At 64.9% G+C, this 15,600-nt stretch carries 12 protein-coding genes; 1 reads left to right on the top strand and 11 read right to left on the bottom strand.

Annotated elements, in window-relative coordinates; all coding sequences use genetic code 11:
- Positions 1 to 8: 8 nt before the first annotated feature.
- Positions 9 to 1,088, top strand: coding sequence for a WD40/YVTN/BNR-like repeat-containing protein (locus MnOB_RS07925; RefSeq protein WP_077523680.1), 1,080 nt, complete (start codon positions 9 to 11; stop codon positions 1,086 to 1,088).
- Between the two features lie 239 nt (positions 1,089 to 1,327).
- On the opposite strand, the gene MnOB_RS07920 is transcribed toward MnOB_RS07925, so the two are convergent.
- The 11 genes from MnOB_RS07920 to MnOB_RS07870 form a co-directional block, all read right to left on the bottom strand.
- On the bottom strand, positions 1,328 to 4,105 hold the full coding sequence (locus tag MnOB_RS07920) for a hybrid sensor histidine kinase/response regulator (RefSeq protein ID WP_107504044.1): 2,778 nt from the start codon (positions 4,103 to 4,105) through the stop codon (positions 1,328 to 1,330).
- A gap of 111 nt (positions 4,106 to 4,216) precedes the next feature.
- Positions 4,217 to 5,506 (bottom strand): phosphoribosylamine--glycine ligase, encoded by a 1,290-nt coding sequence (gene purD / locus MnOB_RS07915; protein WP_077523678.1) that lies wholly within the window; start codon positions 5,504 to 5,506, stop codon positions 4,217 to 4,219.
- Between the two features lie 226 nt (positions 5,507 to 5,732).
- The gene (purH, locus tag MnOB_RS07910) at positions 5,733 to 7,340 is read right to left on the bottom strand and encodes a bifunctional phosphoribosylaminoimidazolecarboxamide formyltransferase/IMP cyclohydrolase (protein WP_077523677.1); all 1,608 of its coding nucleotides are present in this window, start codon (positions 7,338 to 7,340) and stop codon (positions 5,733 to 5,735) included.
- 115 nt (positions 7,341 to 7,455) lie between these two features.
- A complete protein-coding gene (fis, locus tag MnOB_RS07905; RefSeq protein ID WP_028630726.1) occupies positions 7,456 to 7,776 on the bottom strand; it encodes a DNA-binding transcriptional regulator Fis in 321 nt (106 codons plus the stop codon).
- Complete coding sequence (gene dusB, locus MnOB_RS07900; RefSeq protein WP_077523676.1) at positions 7,773 to 8,768, bottom strand: tRNA dihydrouridine synthase DusB; 996 nt, start codon at positions 8,766 to 8,768, stop codon at positions 7,773 to 7,775. Before dusB ends, fis begins: the two co-directional genes overlap by 4 nt.
- Before the next feature lie 173 nt (positions 8,769 to 8,941).
- Complete coding sequence (locus MnOB_RS07895; protein ID WP_077523675.1) at positions 8,942 to 10,318, bottom strand: DUF3426 domain-containing protein; 1,377 nt, start codon at positions 10,316 to 10,318, stop codon at positions 8,942 to 8,944.
- A gap of 49 nt (positions 10,319 to 10,367) precedes the next feature.
- Positions 10,368 to 11,246, bottom strand: a complete 879-nt coding sequence (prmA, locus tag MnOB_RS07890; RefSeq protein ID WP_077523674.1) for a 50S ribosomal protein L11 methyltransferase — start codon at positions 11,244 to 11,246, stop codon at positions 10,368 to 10,370.
- 124 nt (positions 11,247 to 11,370) lie between these two features.
- Complete coding sequence (accC, locus tag MnOB_RS07885) at positions 11,371 to 12,720, bottom strand: acetyl-CoA carboxylase biotin carboxylase subunit (RefSeq protein WP_077523673.1); 1,350 nt, start codon at positions 12,718 to 12,720, stop codon at positions 11,371 to 11,373.
- Between the two features lie 17 nt (positions 12,721 to 12,737).
- Positions 12,738 to 13,202 carry an acetyl-CoA carboxylase biotin carboxyl carrier protein gene (gene accB, locus MnOB_RS07880; protein ID WP_077523672.1) on the bottom strand — a complete coding sequence of 155 codons (465 nt, stop codon included), beginning with the start codon at positions 13,200 to 13,202 and terminating at the stop codon, positions 12,738 to 12,740.
- A 24-nt stretch (positions 13,203 to 13,226) separates the two neighbouring features.
- Positions 13,227 to 13,670 (bottom strand): type II 3-dehydroquinate dehydratase, encoded by a 444-nt coding sequence (gene aroQ, locus MnOB_RS07875; RefSeq protein ID WP_028630732.1) that lies wholly within the window; start codon positions 13,668 to 13,670, stop codon positions 13,227 to 13,229.
- A 121-nt stretch (positions 13,671 to 13,791) separates the two neighbouring features.
- Entirely contained in the window at positions 13,792 to 15,570 is a 1,779-nt protein-coding gene (locus tag MnOB_RS07870) for a protein-disulfide reductase DsbD (RefSeq protein WP_077523671.1), read from the bottom strand.
- Positions 15,571 to 15,600: the final 30 nt, after the last annotated feature.

Genomic DNA, 15,600 nt, shown 5'->3' with positions numbered 1-15,600 from the left:
GAAGGACCATGAGCCGATGCATCCATGTGGCGACCCGCAAGGGTCTGCTGCGATTCGAGAAGGAGGGCGATGGCTGGCGTCTCGCGCGCCAGGATTTTCTCGGCGAGCCGGTGAGCATGTTGCTGGCTGACCCGCGCGATGGACGCCTCTACGCGGCCCTGCATCTCGGGCACTTCGGCCCCAAGCTGTGGCGCTCGGCAGATGGCGGGCAGAACTGGGAGGAGATCGCCGCCCCTGCCTTTGCCCAGGCGGACGAGGGTGAGGATGGGCCCTCGGTCGACATGATCTGGTGCCTTGAGCCGGGCGGAGCGGACCAACCCGGAACGCTGTGGGCCGGGACCATCCCAGGCGGGCTGTTCAGGTCCCGCGACCATGGTGCTTCATGGAGCCTGGTGGACAGCCTCTGGAACCGCCCGGAGCGGGCCAACTGGTTCGGCGGCGGCTACGACCAGCCAGGCATCCACTCCATCTGCATCGATCCACGCAACAGCCGGCACCTCACTCTGGCGGTGTCCTGTGGCGGCGTCTGGCACAGCGAGGACGAAGGCGCCAACTGGAGCTACCGCACCCGAGGCATGCGCGCGGCCTATATGCCGCCAGAACGCGCCGAGGAGCCGGACATCCAGGACCCGCATCGCATGGTGGCCTGTCCGGCGGACCCGGAACGGCTTTGGGTGCAGCACCACAACGGCATCTTCGTCAGTGCTGATCGTGGGCTGAACTGGCGGGAAATTCCCCAGGCAGGACCGTCCACATTCGGCTTTGCGGTGGCGGTGCATCCGTCTGACCCGGACAGCGCCTGGTTCGTGCCGGCGGTGAAGGATGAATGCCGCGTACCCGCCGACCAGCGCCTGCGGGTCACCCGTACTCGCGATGGCGGCAAGCATTTCGATGTGCTGGAGCAGGGGCTGCCACAGCAGCTCTGCTACGACCTGGTGTATCGCCACGGGTTGGATGTGGATGGTAGCGGGCAGTGCCTGGCGATGGGCTCCACCACCGGACATCTGTGGATATCCGAGGATCAGGGCGACAGCTGGAAGCTGGTGGCGGGGCATTTGCCGCCGATTTTTGCGGTGAGGTTCGGGTAGGGCAGTCGGCTGCTTGATGGGAGGGCTGCAGGGGAAAGATAGCCAGACCTGGCACGGACAGCCCCCTCTCCCTCTGGGAGAGGGTTGGGGTGAGGGCGGGTGGTTAGTGAAAGATGGGCGAAGGGCAGGCCTACGGCCTGCTTGGCGAATGAATTCGCCCCTACAGGGGGTTGAGTCGCAGGGCGGCGGATAGCCCGTAGGGTGGGCTTCAGCCCACCATCAAGGCCGCTGGGGAACCGTCAGCTGTGCATGGCGTGGCGGTCGCGCATTTCCTTCTCGGCCACCCAGTACTCGATCAGCTCGCGCAGTTGCGACAGTTCCACCGGCTTGGCCATGTGGCCGTCCATGCCGGAGAGGCGGGCGCGTTCCTTGTGTTCGCTGAGGATATGGGCGGTCAGTGCGACCACCGGGGTACGCGGACGCTGCTCCAGGTTTTCCCAGTGGCGCAGCATTTCGGTGGCGGTGAAGCCGTCCAGCACCGGCATCTCGCAATCCATCAGCACCAAGTCGTAGTGCTGGTTCTTCATCGCGCTCAGGGCTTCCTCGCCGTTGCTGGCGGTGTCCGGCTCGAGGTTGAGCTTGCTCAGCATGCCGCGAATGACCTTCGTGGAAATGCTGTTGTCTTCCGCCACCAGGATGCGGAAGTCGGTGGGCACGTGCAGCGGTTCGCTGACCTGGGAACCCGGCAGGGAGATCGAGCCGCCGTCCTTGCGCTGGTTGAGTTCGTCGGCCAGCGTGGTCTTCAGCGTGTAGCCCGCCACCGGCTTGGCGAGGATGCGCTTGATGCCGGCGTTGCGCGCGATGATCTTGCTCGGCGCGTTGCTGATGCCGGTGAGCATGATGATCAGGATGTCGTGGTTGAGGCTCGGGTCTTCCTTGATCTTGGCCGCCAGCTGCATGCCGGTCATGCCGGGCATGTCCTGGTCCAGCAGGACCACATCGAAATACTCGCGCAGGTGCGCCTTGGTGCGCAGCAGGGCCAGGGCCTCCTTGCCGGACGGCACGGCGCTGACCTGCAGGCCCCAGGCGCCGCATTGCTGGACCAGCACCTTGCGGCAGGTGTCGTTGTCGTCCACCACGAGCAGGCGCGCGCCTTCCAGCGGGCTGTCGAGGTCGGCGGTGGGGCGTATCAGGTGCTGGGCGTCGAGCGGCAGGGTGAGCCAGAGGGTGCTGCCTTGTCCTGCCCCGCTCTGGATGCCGAATTCGCCTTCCATCAGACGCACCAACTGGCGGGCGATGACCAGGCCGAGACGGCCGCCAAGTTTGGAGGAAGCGAGGAAATCGCTGCTCTGCACTTCGGCGTTCAGCAGGGCGGTGCGCTCACCGGCCTCCAGCGGACGGCCGCTGTCCTGCACGGCAATGCGCAAGCGCGGTTGGGCGCTGCTGTTGTCCAGGGCCACCACCAGCAGGATTTCGCCCTCATCGGTCTGCTTGAAGGCGTTGTCCAGCAGGCTCAGGAGAATCTGTCGCAGGCGCGTCGGGTCGCCGCTGATCACACGGGGAACCTGGGGCTGCATGAAGCTGATGAGTTCGACCCGCTGCTGCTCGGCCTTCGCGCGGAAGATGTCGAGGCAGTCGTCGATCAGGGCATTGAGGTCGAACTGCACGTCGTCCAGTTCGATCTGCCCGGATTCCAGCTTCGAAATGTCGAGGATTTCGTTGATCAGGGTGAGCAGTTCATTGCCCGAGCTGTGGATGGTCTGCACGTAGTCGCGCTGCTTGGCCGACAGCGGGGTACCGAGGAGCAGCTCGGTCATGCCCAGGACGCCGTTCATCGGCGTGCGGATTTCGTGGCTGATCTTGGCGAGGAATTCGCCCTTGGCCTTGAGTTCGGCTGAGCTGGCGGCGAGGGCGCGGCTGGCGCTGAAGACCTCGTTCTGGATGCGCCGCTGGCGTTCGCTCAGGGCCATGCTTAGGAACACGCCGCTGATCGTGGAGATTGCCAGCAGGGTGTAGGCCAGCCAGTCGGACTGCAGCTGCCAGTAGCCGAACAGGGCGGGCAGGGCACCGAGGATGGCGACGCAGAACACGCCCAGCGCCAGGCTGAACAGCCGGGCCGGGCGATAGCCCTGGCGCCAGTGGTGGATGGCGAACACGAACATGCTGAGGCTGGCGAATGCCGCCATCACATAGACCAACTGGTTGAACTGCAGCTCGGTGACGATCAGCAGCAGGGCGGCGGTGAGGCTGATCAGCACGATCTCGCCCAGCAGCAGGCCGGACAGCGGCGTGCTCGGACAGACCTTGTGGAAGAAGCTGAGGGTGAAGGCCAGGGCGCAGACCATGGCCATCAGCATGGAAATGTTGGCGATCTGCGGTTGTGCACTCTGCCAGTCACCCAGCCAGGGCGAACTGATGCCCAGCAGGCTGACGCCGGTGACGATCAGGCAGCCTTGAGCGGCGGCGAGCCAGAGGCTGACGGCGGAGCGGGAATACGCGTAGCGCACCAGGCTGTAGTACACCAGCATGACCAGGCCGCCGAGCAGCAGGCCAAAGAGCAGCGGGCGGGTGTCGTCCGCCGCCATCAGGGCCGAGGAACGCAGTTCCACGGTCGGGCGCAGGGCATGTTCCGAGGCCATGCGCAGGTAGATGTCCAGCGGTTCCTGTTGCACCGGAAGCGGCAGGAGGAAGTCGCGGCTGGGCAACGGTCGCTCGCTGAAGGGCAGGCGGCTGCCGGTGCGGGTGTGGGCAACCAGCTCGTCGCCCTTGAGGACGTAGAGGTCGAGATAGGCCAGATAAGGCGCGAAGACCCGCAGCAGCTGTTCGTGCTGGCTCGCGGGGAGGCGGTAATGCAACCAGAGCGCGCTGGTGCCGCCGGGAGTGTAGAGCTGGTCGAGGTTGACCGGGGTGAACTGGGAAAGGGCCTGCTGGGTGCGGATTTCCTGCAGCTGCAGGTTGGCGCTCGGATCGAGCAGCATGCTCCACTGCCGCTCCCCGGCCGCTTGGGCGGGCAGCAGATAAAACAGGGCCAGCAGCAGGCTGGCGATCAATCCTGTGGCAATCCTGAGCCGGGGCACGTTCGAGGTCCCTTCGTGGGTGAGTGGCCGGATTATAGTCAAGGCCTTCTCGTGCGGAATATGACCAAGGCGGCCACCGGGCCGCCTTGGTGAGCACTATTTATTGACTTCTTACCCTTCGCCACGTTCCCGGGCAATGGCCCGGTAGCCGATATCCGTGCGATAGAAGCAGCCGTTCCAGCGGATTTTCTCCGCCAGGCGATAGGCCTGCTGCTGGGCATCGGACACGCTGGCGCCGATGGCGGTGGCGCAGAGCACGCGGCCGCCGGCGGTGACGATGTTGCCATCCTTCAGTGCGGTGCCGGCGTGGAACACCTTGCCGTCCAGGGCCGCGGCATCGGCCAGGCCTTCGATGACGTCACCCTTGGCGTAGTCGCCCGGGTAGCCGCCCGCGGCCAGTACCACGCCTACAGTGGGGCGCGGGTCCCAGGTGGCTTCGACCTTGTCCAGGGCCTTGGCCAGGGCGGCTTCCACCAGCAGGACCAGGGAGCTTTCCAGGCGCACCATGATGGGCTGGGTTTCCGGGTCGCCGAAGCGGCAGTTGAATTCGATGACCTTGGGAGCGCCGCTCTTGTCGATCATCAGGCCGGCGTAGAGGAAGCCGGTGTAGACGTTGCCTTCCTCGGCCATGCCGCGCACGGTCGGGTAGATGACATCGTCCATCACGCGCTGATGCACCTCGGCGGTGACCACCGGGGCCGGGGAGTAGGCGCCCATGCCGCCAGTGTTCGGGCCGCTGTCGCCGTCGCCGACGCGCTTGTGGTCCTGGCTGGTGGCCATGGGCAGCACGTTCTGGCCGTCGACCATGACGATGAAGCTGGCTTCTTCGCCGTCGAGGAATTCCTCGATCACCACGCGCGAACCGGCGTCACCGAAGGCATTGCCGGCGAGCATGTCGCGTACGGCGTCTTCGGCCTCGGTCAGGGTCATGGCAACGATCACACCCTTGCCCGCCGCCAGGCCGTCGGCCTTGATGACGATGGGGGCGCCTTTCTCGCGCAGGTAGGCCAGCGCAGGCTCAACCTCGGTGAAGTTCTGGTAGTCGGCGGTGGGGATCTTGTGGCGTGCCAGGAAGTCCTTGGTGAAGGCCTTGGAGCCTTCCAGCTGGGCAGCACCGGCGGTGGGGCCGAAGATGTCCAGGCCGCGCGAGCGGAACAGGTCGACCACGCCTTTCACCAGCGGCGCTTCCGGGCCGACGATGGTCAGCTGCACGTTCTTGGCGGCGAAGTCGGCCAGTTGTTCCAGGGCCAGTACGTCGATGGCGACGTTTTCGCACTTGGCTTCGGTCGCGGTGCCGGCGTTGCCCGGGGCGACGAAGACCTTCTCGACGCGCGGGTCCTGGGCCACTTTCCAGGCCAGGGCGTGTTCACGACCGCCGCTGCCGATGATGAGTACGTTCATTGAATTCTCCTTCAGGAGGCGGGCCTGCGGCCCGTTTGGTGGATAAGAAGAGCGTTATCCACCCTACAAAAGCTACGAATCTTCTACGACGGACTTTAGGGGGCGCGATGGAGCGGGTAGATGCAAGGCGTACGGCCCTTCACCAAGCGGAGTTGCCTTCTGGCAATGAGCATTGGGGAAGGGCCGGACAACGCAGCAGATGCCTGCTTCAGTGCGTCCCTGTCACTCAGTGGCGGAAGTGGCGCATACCGGTGAACACCATGGCGATGCCCGCTTCGTCGGCAGCGGCGATCACTTCGTTGTCACGCATGGAGCCGCCCGGCTGGATCACGGCGGTGATGCCGGCCTTGGCCGCGTTGTCGATGCCGTCGCGGAAGGGGAAGAAGGCGTCGGAAGCCATGACCGCACCTTTCACCTCAAGACCCGCATGCTCGGCCTTGATGGCGGCGATGCGGGCGGAGTTGACGCGGCTCATCTGGCCGGCGCCGACACCGACGGTCTGGCGGTTCTTGGCGTAGACGATGGCGTTGGACTTGACGAACTTGGCCACTTTCCAGGCGAAGATCAGGTCGTGGATTTCCTGCTCGCTCGGGGCGCGCTGGGTCACGATCTTCAGGTCGGAGGCGGAGATCATGCCGATGTCGCGGCTCTGCACCAGCAGACCACCGTTGACGCGCTTGAAGTCCCAGCCAGCAGCGCGATCGGCCGGCCATTCGCCGCATTCCAGCAGGCGGACGTTGGCTTTGGCGGCGACCACTTCGCGGGCGGCGGCGGAGATTTTCGGAGCGATGATCACTTCGACGAACTGGCGCTCGACGATGGCCTTGGCAGTTTCGCCGTCCAGCTCGCGGTTGAAGGCGATGATGCCGCCGAAGGCGGATTCGGTATCGGTGGCGTAGGCCAGGTCGTAGGCCTTGCGGATGCCGCCTTCGTTCTCCGGTACCACGGCGACGCCGCACGGGTTGGCGTGCTTGACGATGACGCAGGCCGGCTTGACGAAGCTCTTCACGCATTCCAGTGCGGCGTCGGTGTCGGCCACGTTGTTGAAGGAGAGTTCCTTGCCCTGCAGCTGCACGGCGGTGGAGACGCTGGCCTCGCCCTTCTTCGCTTCCACGTAGAACGCCGCGCTCTGGTGCGGGTTCTCGCCGTAGCGCATTTCCTGGGCCTTGACGAACTGGCTGTTGAAGGTGCGCGGGAAGGCGCCACGGTCTTCAGTGGACAGCGTGTCGCGAGCCTGGTCGATGGTGCCCAGGTAGTTGGCGATCATGCCGTCGTAGGCGGAGGTGTGCTCGAACGCCTTGAGGGCCAGGTCGAAACGCTGGGCGTAAGTCAGGCCGCCGGCCTTCAGGCCTTCGAGGACGCTGGCGTAGTCGCTGGCGTTGACCACGATGGCGACGTCCTTGTGGTTCTTCGCGGCGCTGCGGACCATGGTCGGGCCGCCGATATCGATGTTCTCGATGGCGTTCGGCAGGTCACAGTCAGGCTTGGCGACGGTGGCCTCGAAGGGGTAGAGGTTGACCGCAACCAGGTCGATCGGCTTGATGCCGTGCTGTTCCATTACCGCGCCGTCGAGGTCGCGACGACCGAGGATGCCACCGTGGATCTTCGGGTGCAGGGTCTTCACGCGGCCGTCCATCATTTCCGGGAAGCCGGTGTAGTCGGCGACTTCCACGGCGGCGATGCCGTTGTCCTTGAGCAGCTTGTAGGTGCCGCCGGTGGAGAGGATCTCTACGCCGAGGGCAGCCAGTTCACGGGCGAACTCGACGATGCCGGTCTTGTCGGAAACGCTGATCAGGGCGCGGCGAACGGGAAGGCGGGTGGTCTGGTCGGTCATTTCGGAACCATTCGAGTGGGAGAAGATTTAGCGGTTGGGCCTGAAACCGGAAGCCGGAAGGCTGAGCGTCGGGTGGTGTTCCCGCTTCAGGCTTCCGGCTTCAGGTTCCCGCCTTTCAGAGCAGGTCGTATTGCTTGAGCTTCTTGCGCAGCGTGCCCCGATTGAGGCCGAGCATTTCGGAAGCCTTGGTCTGGTTACCCTTGACGTAATTCATCACGGATTCCAGAAGCGGCGCTTCCACTTCGGAAAGCACCAGGTTGTACACGTCCGTGACGGCGGCGCCCTCAAGATGGGCGAAATAGTTATGCAGCGCCTTCTCGACGCTACCGCGCAGGGTCTGGCCCTCAGCGGTCGGCGCCGTCAGATGCTGCTTCAGGTTGGCGTTGTCACTCACGGGTGTTGCCCCATCAAAAAAATTCTCGGTCATCGTCGTCATGCGGCCCTTTCCCCTTCGTTGTGACGCTCGGCGAAGAACTCCCGAACGTTGGCGCACTGCGCGTCCGTGGACTCCAAACGATTGAACTTGGCGCGAAACTCCCTGGCGCCCGGCAGGGTTGCCAGATACCAGCCGACATGCTTGCGGGCGATGCGAACGCCCATCTCGTCGCCGTAGAAGGCGTGCAATGCGGCCAGGTGTTCCAGCAGTATCCGTTCCACTTCGATCAAGCCCGGCGCCGGCAGAAGTTCACCGGTCGCCAGGTAATGCGTGATCTCGCGGAAAATCCAGGGTCGCCCCTGGGCCGCTCGACCAATCAGCAGGGCATCGGCACCGGTGGCGTCGAGGACCTGCCTGGCTTTCTGTGGCGAATCGATATCGCCGTTGGCAAAGACCGGAATGGACACCGCCTGCTTGATCGCAGCGATGGTGTCGTACTCGGCTTCGCCGGTGTACAGGTCGGCACGGGTCCGGCCGTGGACGGCCAGGGCCTGGATACCAGCCTGTTCGGCGATCTTCGCCACGTTGATGCCGTTCCTGTTCGATCTGTCCCAACCGGTACGGATCTTCAGGGTGACGGGCACGTCGACGGCCTTGACCACGGCGTTGAGGATGTCGGCCACCAGGGCTTCGTCCTTCATCAGCGCCGAGCCGGCGGCCTTGTTGCAGACCTTCTTCGCCGGGCAGCCCATGTTGATGTCGATGATCTGTGCACCGAGCTCAACGTTGGCCCTGGCCGCCTCCGCCAGCATGTCCGGATCACCACCGGCTATCTGGACGGAGCGGGGCTCCGGATCTCCCTCGTGGAGCAGGCGCAGGCGCGACTTGCGGCTGTTCCACAGGCGCACGTCGCTGGTGACCATCTCCGATACCACCATGCCGGCACCGAGGCGGCGGCAGAGTAGGCGGAACGGCCTGTCGGTCACGCCCGCCATGGGGGCGAGAATCACCGGATTGGGCAAGGCATAAGGGCCAATGCTAACCGCCGACATAGGTCTTCCCTGTTTGGGGCCTGCTGAGTGCTGGGGGAGTTCGAAAAAGGGTGGGCATGATACCCGCTCTCGGTGACTGGATAAAGGCTGTTTTGAACAAAATCTGAACAGCCCTGTGCTTATCGCCGGGAGTTAGAAATTGCCTGGAGACTCCGGAATCCGGCGTCTCCAGCTTATTCGGGGGAGTGGAAGCTGAGGCTGTAGTTCACGGCCTTGGTGCCCGGATCGAGGATGTCCAGGCTGACGTGAATGGGGGTTTGCGGAGGCATTTCCGCCTGTCCGGCCAGTTCGCCGGAAAGGTATTCGCCCGGTTTGAAGCGACGGCTGGCCAGCAGTTGGCCATTGATGTCGGCAAAGCGCAGTTCCAGCAGAGGGAACGGCTGCGCGAAGGCGGCGCGGTTGTAGAGGATGGCGTCCACCACCAGTGCGCCGGAGAACTCGGGATGGCTGCGCACCACGAGGTTGCTGCTCTTGATCAGGTCGATATCCACCTTGGAGGGCAGCTGGCAGCCGATTTCCGGGCAGATCTGCTGGAACCAGGGGCGGTACTGGTCCTGTCGGGCCAGTTCATCGAAGTGGTACCAGATGTACTGGATGGCCAGTGCGCCGATTGCGATCAGGTTCAGCAGGAGCCAGCCGATCCAGCGGCCCCAGGGACGCCTGCTTTCCTGCCAGTCCAGCTGCAACGGTTCCTCATTCAGGTCGAGCAGGCCATCTTCGCGAAGGGCGGGCTCGTTCCGCTGGTGCTGTGGGCGCACGGGTTCGGTCGCCGGCGGTGCGTCCGGCTCATCGTCGAAGTCGTCGCGCAGGTCTTCGGGTTCGTCGTCGCGGGCGGAACCCAGGCTGAATTCCGGACCGGGCTCGTCTTCCACCAGGTCCATGGACAGGCTGGGCTCGGTGCGCTCCACGGGGGCGGGCCTGGGCGGTTCTGCCGGCGTGCGGCTCACCGGCTCGGCAACAGGCTCGGCGCGCAGGTCGAAATCGGTCTCAGGTTCGGCTTCGAAATCGTCGTCCCGATCGGCTGCCAGTTCCGCAGACGGCTTGTGCTCCTCGGCCTCCAGCAGGGCTTCGGCCCAGCCTTCGTCGTGACGCGGCGCGGGTTGCGCCTCGGTCCGTAGCGGTGCGGCGGGACCCAGCAGGTCGCGGGACAGGCGCTGTTCTTCCTGTTCCAGCTTGGCGAGTTCTTCGTCCAGGTCGAGGCTGTCGAGGTCCAGGTCGTCGTGAATCCACAGCGTGTCGCTACTGGCGGGCTTGGTCGGCGGCGTGTGCGGCGCGGCCGGCTGCTTGAGCACGGTAGCGACGCTTGGCACGGCCGCGGGGGATTCCTGGGGGGCTGCCGGCCTGGGAGGCACTGCCGGTGCAGCAGGTTTGGGCTTCGGCGTTGTCGGGGTCGCCGCCTGGCCCTTGGCCGCCAACAGCTGCTGAGCCGCATTGAACACATGCAGACAGGCACCGCAGCGCACGGCGCCATGGGCAACGGCCAGCTGTGCGCGGCTGACGCGGAAACTGGTCTGGCAATGCGGGCACTGGGTGACGAAGCTGTCGGTCATGCGGCGATCCGGTCGAAACGAAAGGCTATTTTACTCGATCTGCGGGCTTTCAGCGGCGCACGCCGCTGATGCGTACCCAGCCGTCCTTCTCCGCGGTGGGATCGAGGTCGAAGGCGTCCGCGTAGGCGGCGCGTACTTCCTCGGCCTGCTCGGCAAGGATGCCCGACAGCGCCAGGCGTCCGCCGGGCGCAACCAGGCTGGTGATCTGCGGAGCCAGCGAGACCAGCGGGCCGGCGAGGATGTTCGCCACCACCACTTCGGCGGGTTTGGCTGGCAGGTCGGCCGGCAGGTAGACCGGGAAGCGGGCTGGGTCGATGCCGTTGCGCGAGGCATTGTCGCGGGAGGCTTCCAGGGCTTGCGGGTCGATGTCTGTGCCGACTGCCTGGCGCGCGCCCAGAAGCAGCGCGGCGATGGCGAGAATGCCCGAGCCGCAGCCGAAGTCCAGCACGTCGCAGTCGCCGAGTTCCTGGCCGTCCAGCCATTCCAGGCACAGGGCGGTGGTCGGGTGCGTGCCGGTGCCGAAGGCCAGGCCCGGGTCCAGCAGGAGGTTCACCGCGTCCGGCTCGGGGGCATCGTGCCAGCTCGGCACGATCCACAGGCGGCGGCCGAAGCGCATGGGTTGGAAGTTGTCCATCCAGCTGCGTTCCCAGTCCTGGTCCTCGATGCGTTCGATCTGGTGCTCCGGCAGCGCGCCGCCGGTCAACAGTTCCAGGTGCGCAACCAGGTTGGCTTCGTCGGTATCGGCCTCGAACAGGGCAAGCAGGTGGGTATGGGACCAGAGCGGGGTGGTGCCGAGGTCCGGCTCGAAGATCGGTTGGTCTTCTGCGTCCATGAAGGTTACCGAGACGGCGCCCACTTCCAGCAGGGCGTCCTCGTAGGTTTCCGCCTGTTCCGGGGTGATGGCGAGTCGAACTTGTAACCAGGGCATGGCGGGACCTCTTGAAAATTCAGCGTGCACGTGCGGCAGGCGCGCAAGCTTACTTGAGCACAGGCCGGAAAAACACAAGGGCCGCCATATGGCAGCCCCTGTGTCGTGGATCAGGCACCTTGGATCAGTGCTTGTCCATGCCGAGTTTCTTTTCCAGGTAGTGGATGTTGATCCCACCCTTGCAGAAACCCTTGTCGCGCGTGAGGTTGCGGTGCAGCGGGATGTTGGTCTTGATCCCGTCAACGACGATCTCGTCGAGCGCATTGCGCATGCGCGCCATGGCTTCGTCGCGGTCCTTGCCATAGGTGATCAGCTTGCCGATCAGCGAGTCGTAGTTCGGCGGAACCGCGTAACCGCTGTACAGGTGCGAATCGACGCGAACGCCGTTGCCACCCGGGGCGTGGAAGTAGGTCACCTTGCCGGGGCTCGGCATGAAGTTGTCCGGGTCCTCGGCGTTGATCCGGCATTCCAGCGCATGGCCACGGATGACCACGTCGTCCTGCTTGATCGACAGCTTGTTGCCGGCAGCGATGCTGAGCATTTCCTTGACGATGTCGATGCCGGTGACCATTTCGGTAACCGGGTGCTCCACCTGCACGCGAGTGTTCATCTCGATGAAGTAGAAGCGACCGTTCTCGTAGAGGAACTCGAAGGTACCGGCGCCGCGGTAGCCGATCTCGATGCAGGCCTGGACGCAGCGGTCCAGTACTTCTGCACGGGCTTTCTCGTCGATACCGGGGGCTGGGGCTTCTTCCAGCACCTTCTGGTGGCGGCGCTGCAGGGAGCAGTCGCGGTCACCGAGGTGAATGGCGTTGCCCTGGCCGTCGGACAGGACCTGCACTTCGACGTGGCGCGGGTTGGTGAGGAATTTCTCCAGGTAGACCATGGAGTTGCCGAACGCGGCACCGGCTTCGGTGCGGGTCAGCTTGGCCGACTTGATCAGCTCTTCTTCCTCGAACACCACGCGCATGCCGCGACCACCGCCGCCGCCGGCGGCCTTGATGATCACCGGATAGCCCACTTCACGGGCGATGGCGATGGCGGTTTCCTCGTCTTCCGGCAGCGGGCCGTCGGAGCCCGGCACGGTCGGGACGCCGGAGCGCTTCATGGCGTCCTTGGCCGATACCTTGTCGCCCATCAGGCGAATGGTGTCGGCTTTCGGGCCGATGAAGGCGAAACCGGAGTTCTCCACCTGCTCGGCGAAGTCGGCGTTCTCGGCGAGGAAGCCGTAACCCGGGTGGATAGCAGTGGCGCCGGTGACTTCGGCGGCGCTGATGATCGCCGGGATGTTCAGGTAGGACTGGGCTGCCGAAGCCGGGCCGATGCAAACGGTCTCGTCGGCCAGGGACAGGTGCATCAGTTCACGGTCGGCCGTGGAATGCACCGCCACCGTCTTGATGCCCAGCTCCTTGCAGGCGCGCAGGATGCGCAGGGCGATCTCGCCACGGTTGGCGATCAGGACTTTTTCCAACATCGCAGGCTCTCCGCGGTTCAGACGATGGTGAACAGCGGCTGGTCGTACTCAACCGGCTGACCGTTTTCCACGAGGATGGACTCGATCACGCCACTGGCTTCGGCTTCGATGTGGTTCATCATCTTCATCGCTTCGACGATGCAGAGGATGTCGCCTTTCTTCACGCTCTGACCGACTTCGACGAAGTTGCCCGAGGTCGGGGAGGCTGCGCGATAGAAGGTGCCGACCATCGGCGAGCGCACGACGTTGCCGTTCAGCTTCGGAGCTGCCGGGGCAGCGGCTTCAGCGGCAGCGGCCGGAGCGGCAGCAGCAACGGGGGCTGCGACCGGCGCCGGGGCAGCGGCATAGATCGGCTGGGCTGCGAAGGCCTTGTTGCTGTGACGGCTGATGCGCACGGACTCTTCGCCCTCGCGGATCTCCAGTTCGTCGATACCGGACTCTTCCAGCAGTTCGATCAGTTTCTTGACTTTACGGATATCCATTAATCATCAACTCCCGGGGTGAGGTCAGGGGCGTTCAAGGTGTTCTAGCGCCGCGTCCAGGGCCAGGCGGTAGCCGGTGGCACCCAGACCGCAGATCACTCCCACGGCTACGTCGGAGAAGTAGGAGTGATGGCGGAAAGGTTCACGTTTGTGCACGTTGGACAGGTGCACTTCGATGAATGGGATGCTCACTGCGAGCAATGCGTCACGTAGGGCGACACTTGTATGCGTGAAAGCAGCAGGATTGATGATGATGAAGTCCACTCCTTCACCACGGGCTGCATGAATCCGGTCGATCAATTCGTACTCGGCATTGCTTTGCAGGTACATCAGGTGATGACCAGCCTCGCGAGCGCGGCGCTCAAGATCCTGGTTGATCTCGGCCAGGGTCGTGGCCCCGTATTTGTCGGGTTCGCGGGTGCCCAGCAGGTTGAGGTTGGGACCATGCAGGACGAGCAGGGTGGCCATGCAGTTTGTTCCTTATTGGAGGCCAGGCGGCACTATGCCGGATAGCCGAAAAGGCTGTCCAGTTGCCAACAATAGTCGACAAGATGCCCGGTGTTTACGGCAAATATATGACGTTGCTGCATCAGCGCGATGCATTCGCCTGTTGCAGGCGGGCGGCGAAGGCCATGGCATCGACTTCACCTACGACACGCAGATCGGCCAATTCGTCACCCTTGCCGTTGAAGAACAGGATGGCCGGCGGCCCGAACAGCTTGTAGCGGTCGAGCAGGGCGCGTTGTTCCGCGTTGCTCTCGGTCATGTCGAAGCGGATGAGGCGGTAGCCGCCCAGCTGCGAGGTAACCTCCGTGGCGGTGAGGACTTCACGCTCGATCACCTTGCAACTAATGCACCAGTCGGCATACCAGTCCAGCAGCAAGGGCTGGCCAGAGCCTTTGGCTTCGGCGAGCACCCCGGCGAGTTCCGCCGGGGTCGTGATCGTCTGCCATTCGCCAGCGGTTGGGGCGACGGACGGTGCACCAGCCAGGGGCGCCCGACCCAGCGGACGCAGCGGATCGGATTCGCCCTTGAGCGCGCCCGACCAGGCAGCGACCGCGTACACCAGCAGCACCAGGCCCGCCAGTTGGCCCAGGCGCTCGCGCGGCGCCTTCGGGGTGAACTCCAGGGCGCCGAGGAACAGCGCCACGCCGCCCGCCAGCAGGCCCCAGAGGCCCAGCGCCAGTGGGCCGGGCAGGACGCGTTCGAGCATCCACACCGCGACCGCCAGCAGCAGTACGCCGAATGCATTTCTTACGCTGACCATCCATTGCCCGGCCTTGGGCAGCAATGCGCCGCCGCCGGTGGCAAACAGGACCAGCGGGGCGCCCATGCCCAGGCCGAGGGCGAAGAGCTTGAGGCCGCCACCCAGCGCATCACCGCTTGCACTGATATAGAGCAGCGCTCCGGCCAGCGGCGCAGAGACGCAGGGCGAGACCAGCAGGCTGGAGACGACGCCGAGCAGTGCGGCGCTCCAGATCGAGCCGCCCTTGGTGCTGCCGGCCAGGGAATCCAGCGGGCCGCTGATGAAGCGCGGCAGGCGCAATTCATAGAGGCCGAACATGGCCAGGGCGAAGGCGGTGAAGAACGCCGCGAAGGGCACCAGTACCCAGGGCGACTGCAGGCGCGCCTGAAGGTTGAGTTCGGCACCGAACACGCCCATCAGCGCCCCCAGGAGGGCAAAGCAGGCGGCCATGGGCAGGACGTAGGCCAGCGACAGCACCAGGCCGCGCCCGCCGCCCGCCTGTCCGCGCAGGACCACGCCGGAGAGGATCGGCAGCATCGGCAGCACGCAGGGGGTGAAGGTCAGGCCGAGGCCCGCAAGGAAGAACAGGGCCAGTTCGTGCCAACTCCAGCCCTTGCCGGCGGTGCTGCTGCCCAGTTCGGCAATGCCGCTGCCCGGGCCGGCTTCGGCCAGTTTGATGACCTCGGTCTCCGGCGGATAGCACAGGCCCTTGTCGGCGCAGCCCTGGTAGGTCACCCGCAACTCGGTGGGTGCCTTGCGTGTCGGGTCCACCGGCAGGTTGATGTCGGTGACGCCGTAGTACACCTCGACATCGCCGAAGTATTCGTCGGTCTTGTGCTTGCCGGCGGGCAGTACCGGCTGGCCCAGTCCGCTGTCGGCGGGCTCGGCGCGGAACTGGAAGCGATGGCGATAGAGGTAGTAGCCCTCGGCATTGGTGAAACGCAGTTTCACCAATGTGGGAGTGCTTTCCACGAGGCTGAGGCGGAAGGCCTCGCGAACCGGCAGGAAGTCGCCACTGTTATTGAGGGAGGCACCCAGGGTCGGGCTCGGGCGGTTGTCCAGCAACCCTGCGGCGGCGGGCAGGGCCACCAGCAGAAGGATCAGGCTCAGCAGACGGCGCATGGAGGTCTCTTGGGTGGAAAATGCCCGCAT

The sequence above is a fragment of the Metapseudomonas resinovorans genome (assembly GCF_002003485.1).
Classification (GTDB): domain Bacteria; phylum Pseudomonadota; class Gammaproteobacteria; order Pseudomonadales; family Pseudomonadaceae; genus Metapseudomonas; species Metapseudomonas resinovorans_D.
This window is presented reverse-complemented; position numbering and strand designations above follow the sequence as displayed.

Bases quoted from the DNA above. Each gene is read 5' to 3' on its own strand.
- MnOB_RS07925 (WP_077523680.1), top strand. From the start codon at position 9: ATGAGCCGATGCATCCATGTGGCGACCCGCAAGGGTCTGCTGCGATTC.
- purD (WP_077523678.1), bottom strand. From the start codon at position 5,506: ATGAACGTACTCATCATCGGCAGCGGCGGTCGTGAACACGCCCTGGCC.
- purH (WP_077523677.1), bottom strand. From the start codon at position 7,340: ATGACCGACCAGACCACCCGCCTTCCCGTTCGCCGCGCCCTGATCAGC.
- fis (WP_028630726.1), bottom strand. From the start codon at position 7,776: ATGACGACGATGACCGAGAATTTTTTTGATGGGGCAACACCCGTGAGT.
- dusB (WP_077523676.1), bottom strand. From the start codon at position 8,768: ATGTCGGCGGTTAGCATTGGCCCTTATGCCTTGCCCAATCCGGTGATT.
- MnOB_RS07895 (WP_077523675.1), bottom strand. From the start codon at position 10,318: ATGACCGACAGCTTCGTCACCCAGTGCCCGCATTGCCAGACCAGTTTC.
- prmA (WP_077523674.1), bottom strand. From the start codon at position 11,246: ATGCCCTGGTTACAAGTTCGACTCGCCATCACCCCGGAACAGGCGGAA.
- accC (WP_077523673.1), bottom strand. From the start codon at position 12,720: ATGTTGGAAAAAGTCCTGATCGCCAACCGTGGCGAGATCGCCCTGCGC.
- accB (WP_077523672.1), bottom strand. From the start codon at position 13,202: ATGGATATCCGTAAAGTCAAGAAACTGATCGAACTGCTGGAAGAGTCC.
- aroQ (WP_028630732.1), bottom strand. From the start codon at position 13,670: ATGGCCACCCTGCTCGTCCTGCATGGTCCCAACCTCAACCTGCTGGGC.
- MnOB_RS07870 (WP_077523671.1), bottom strand. From the start codon at position 15,570: ATGCGCCGTCTGCTGAGCCTGATCCTTCTGCTGGTGGCCCTGCCCGCC.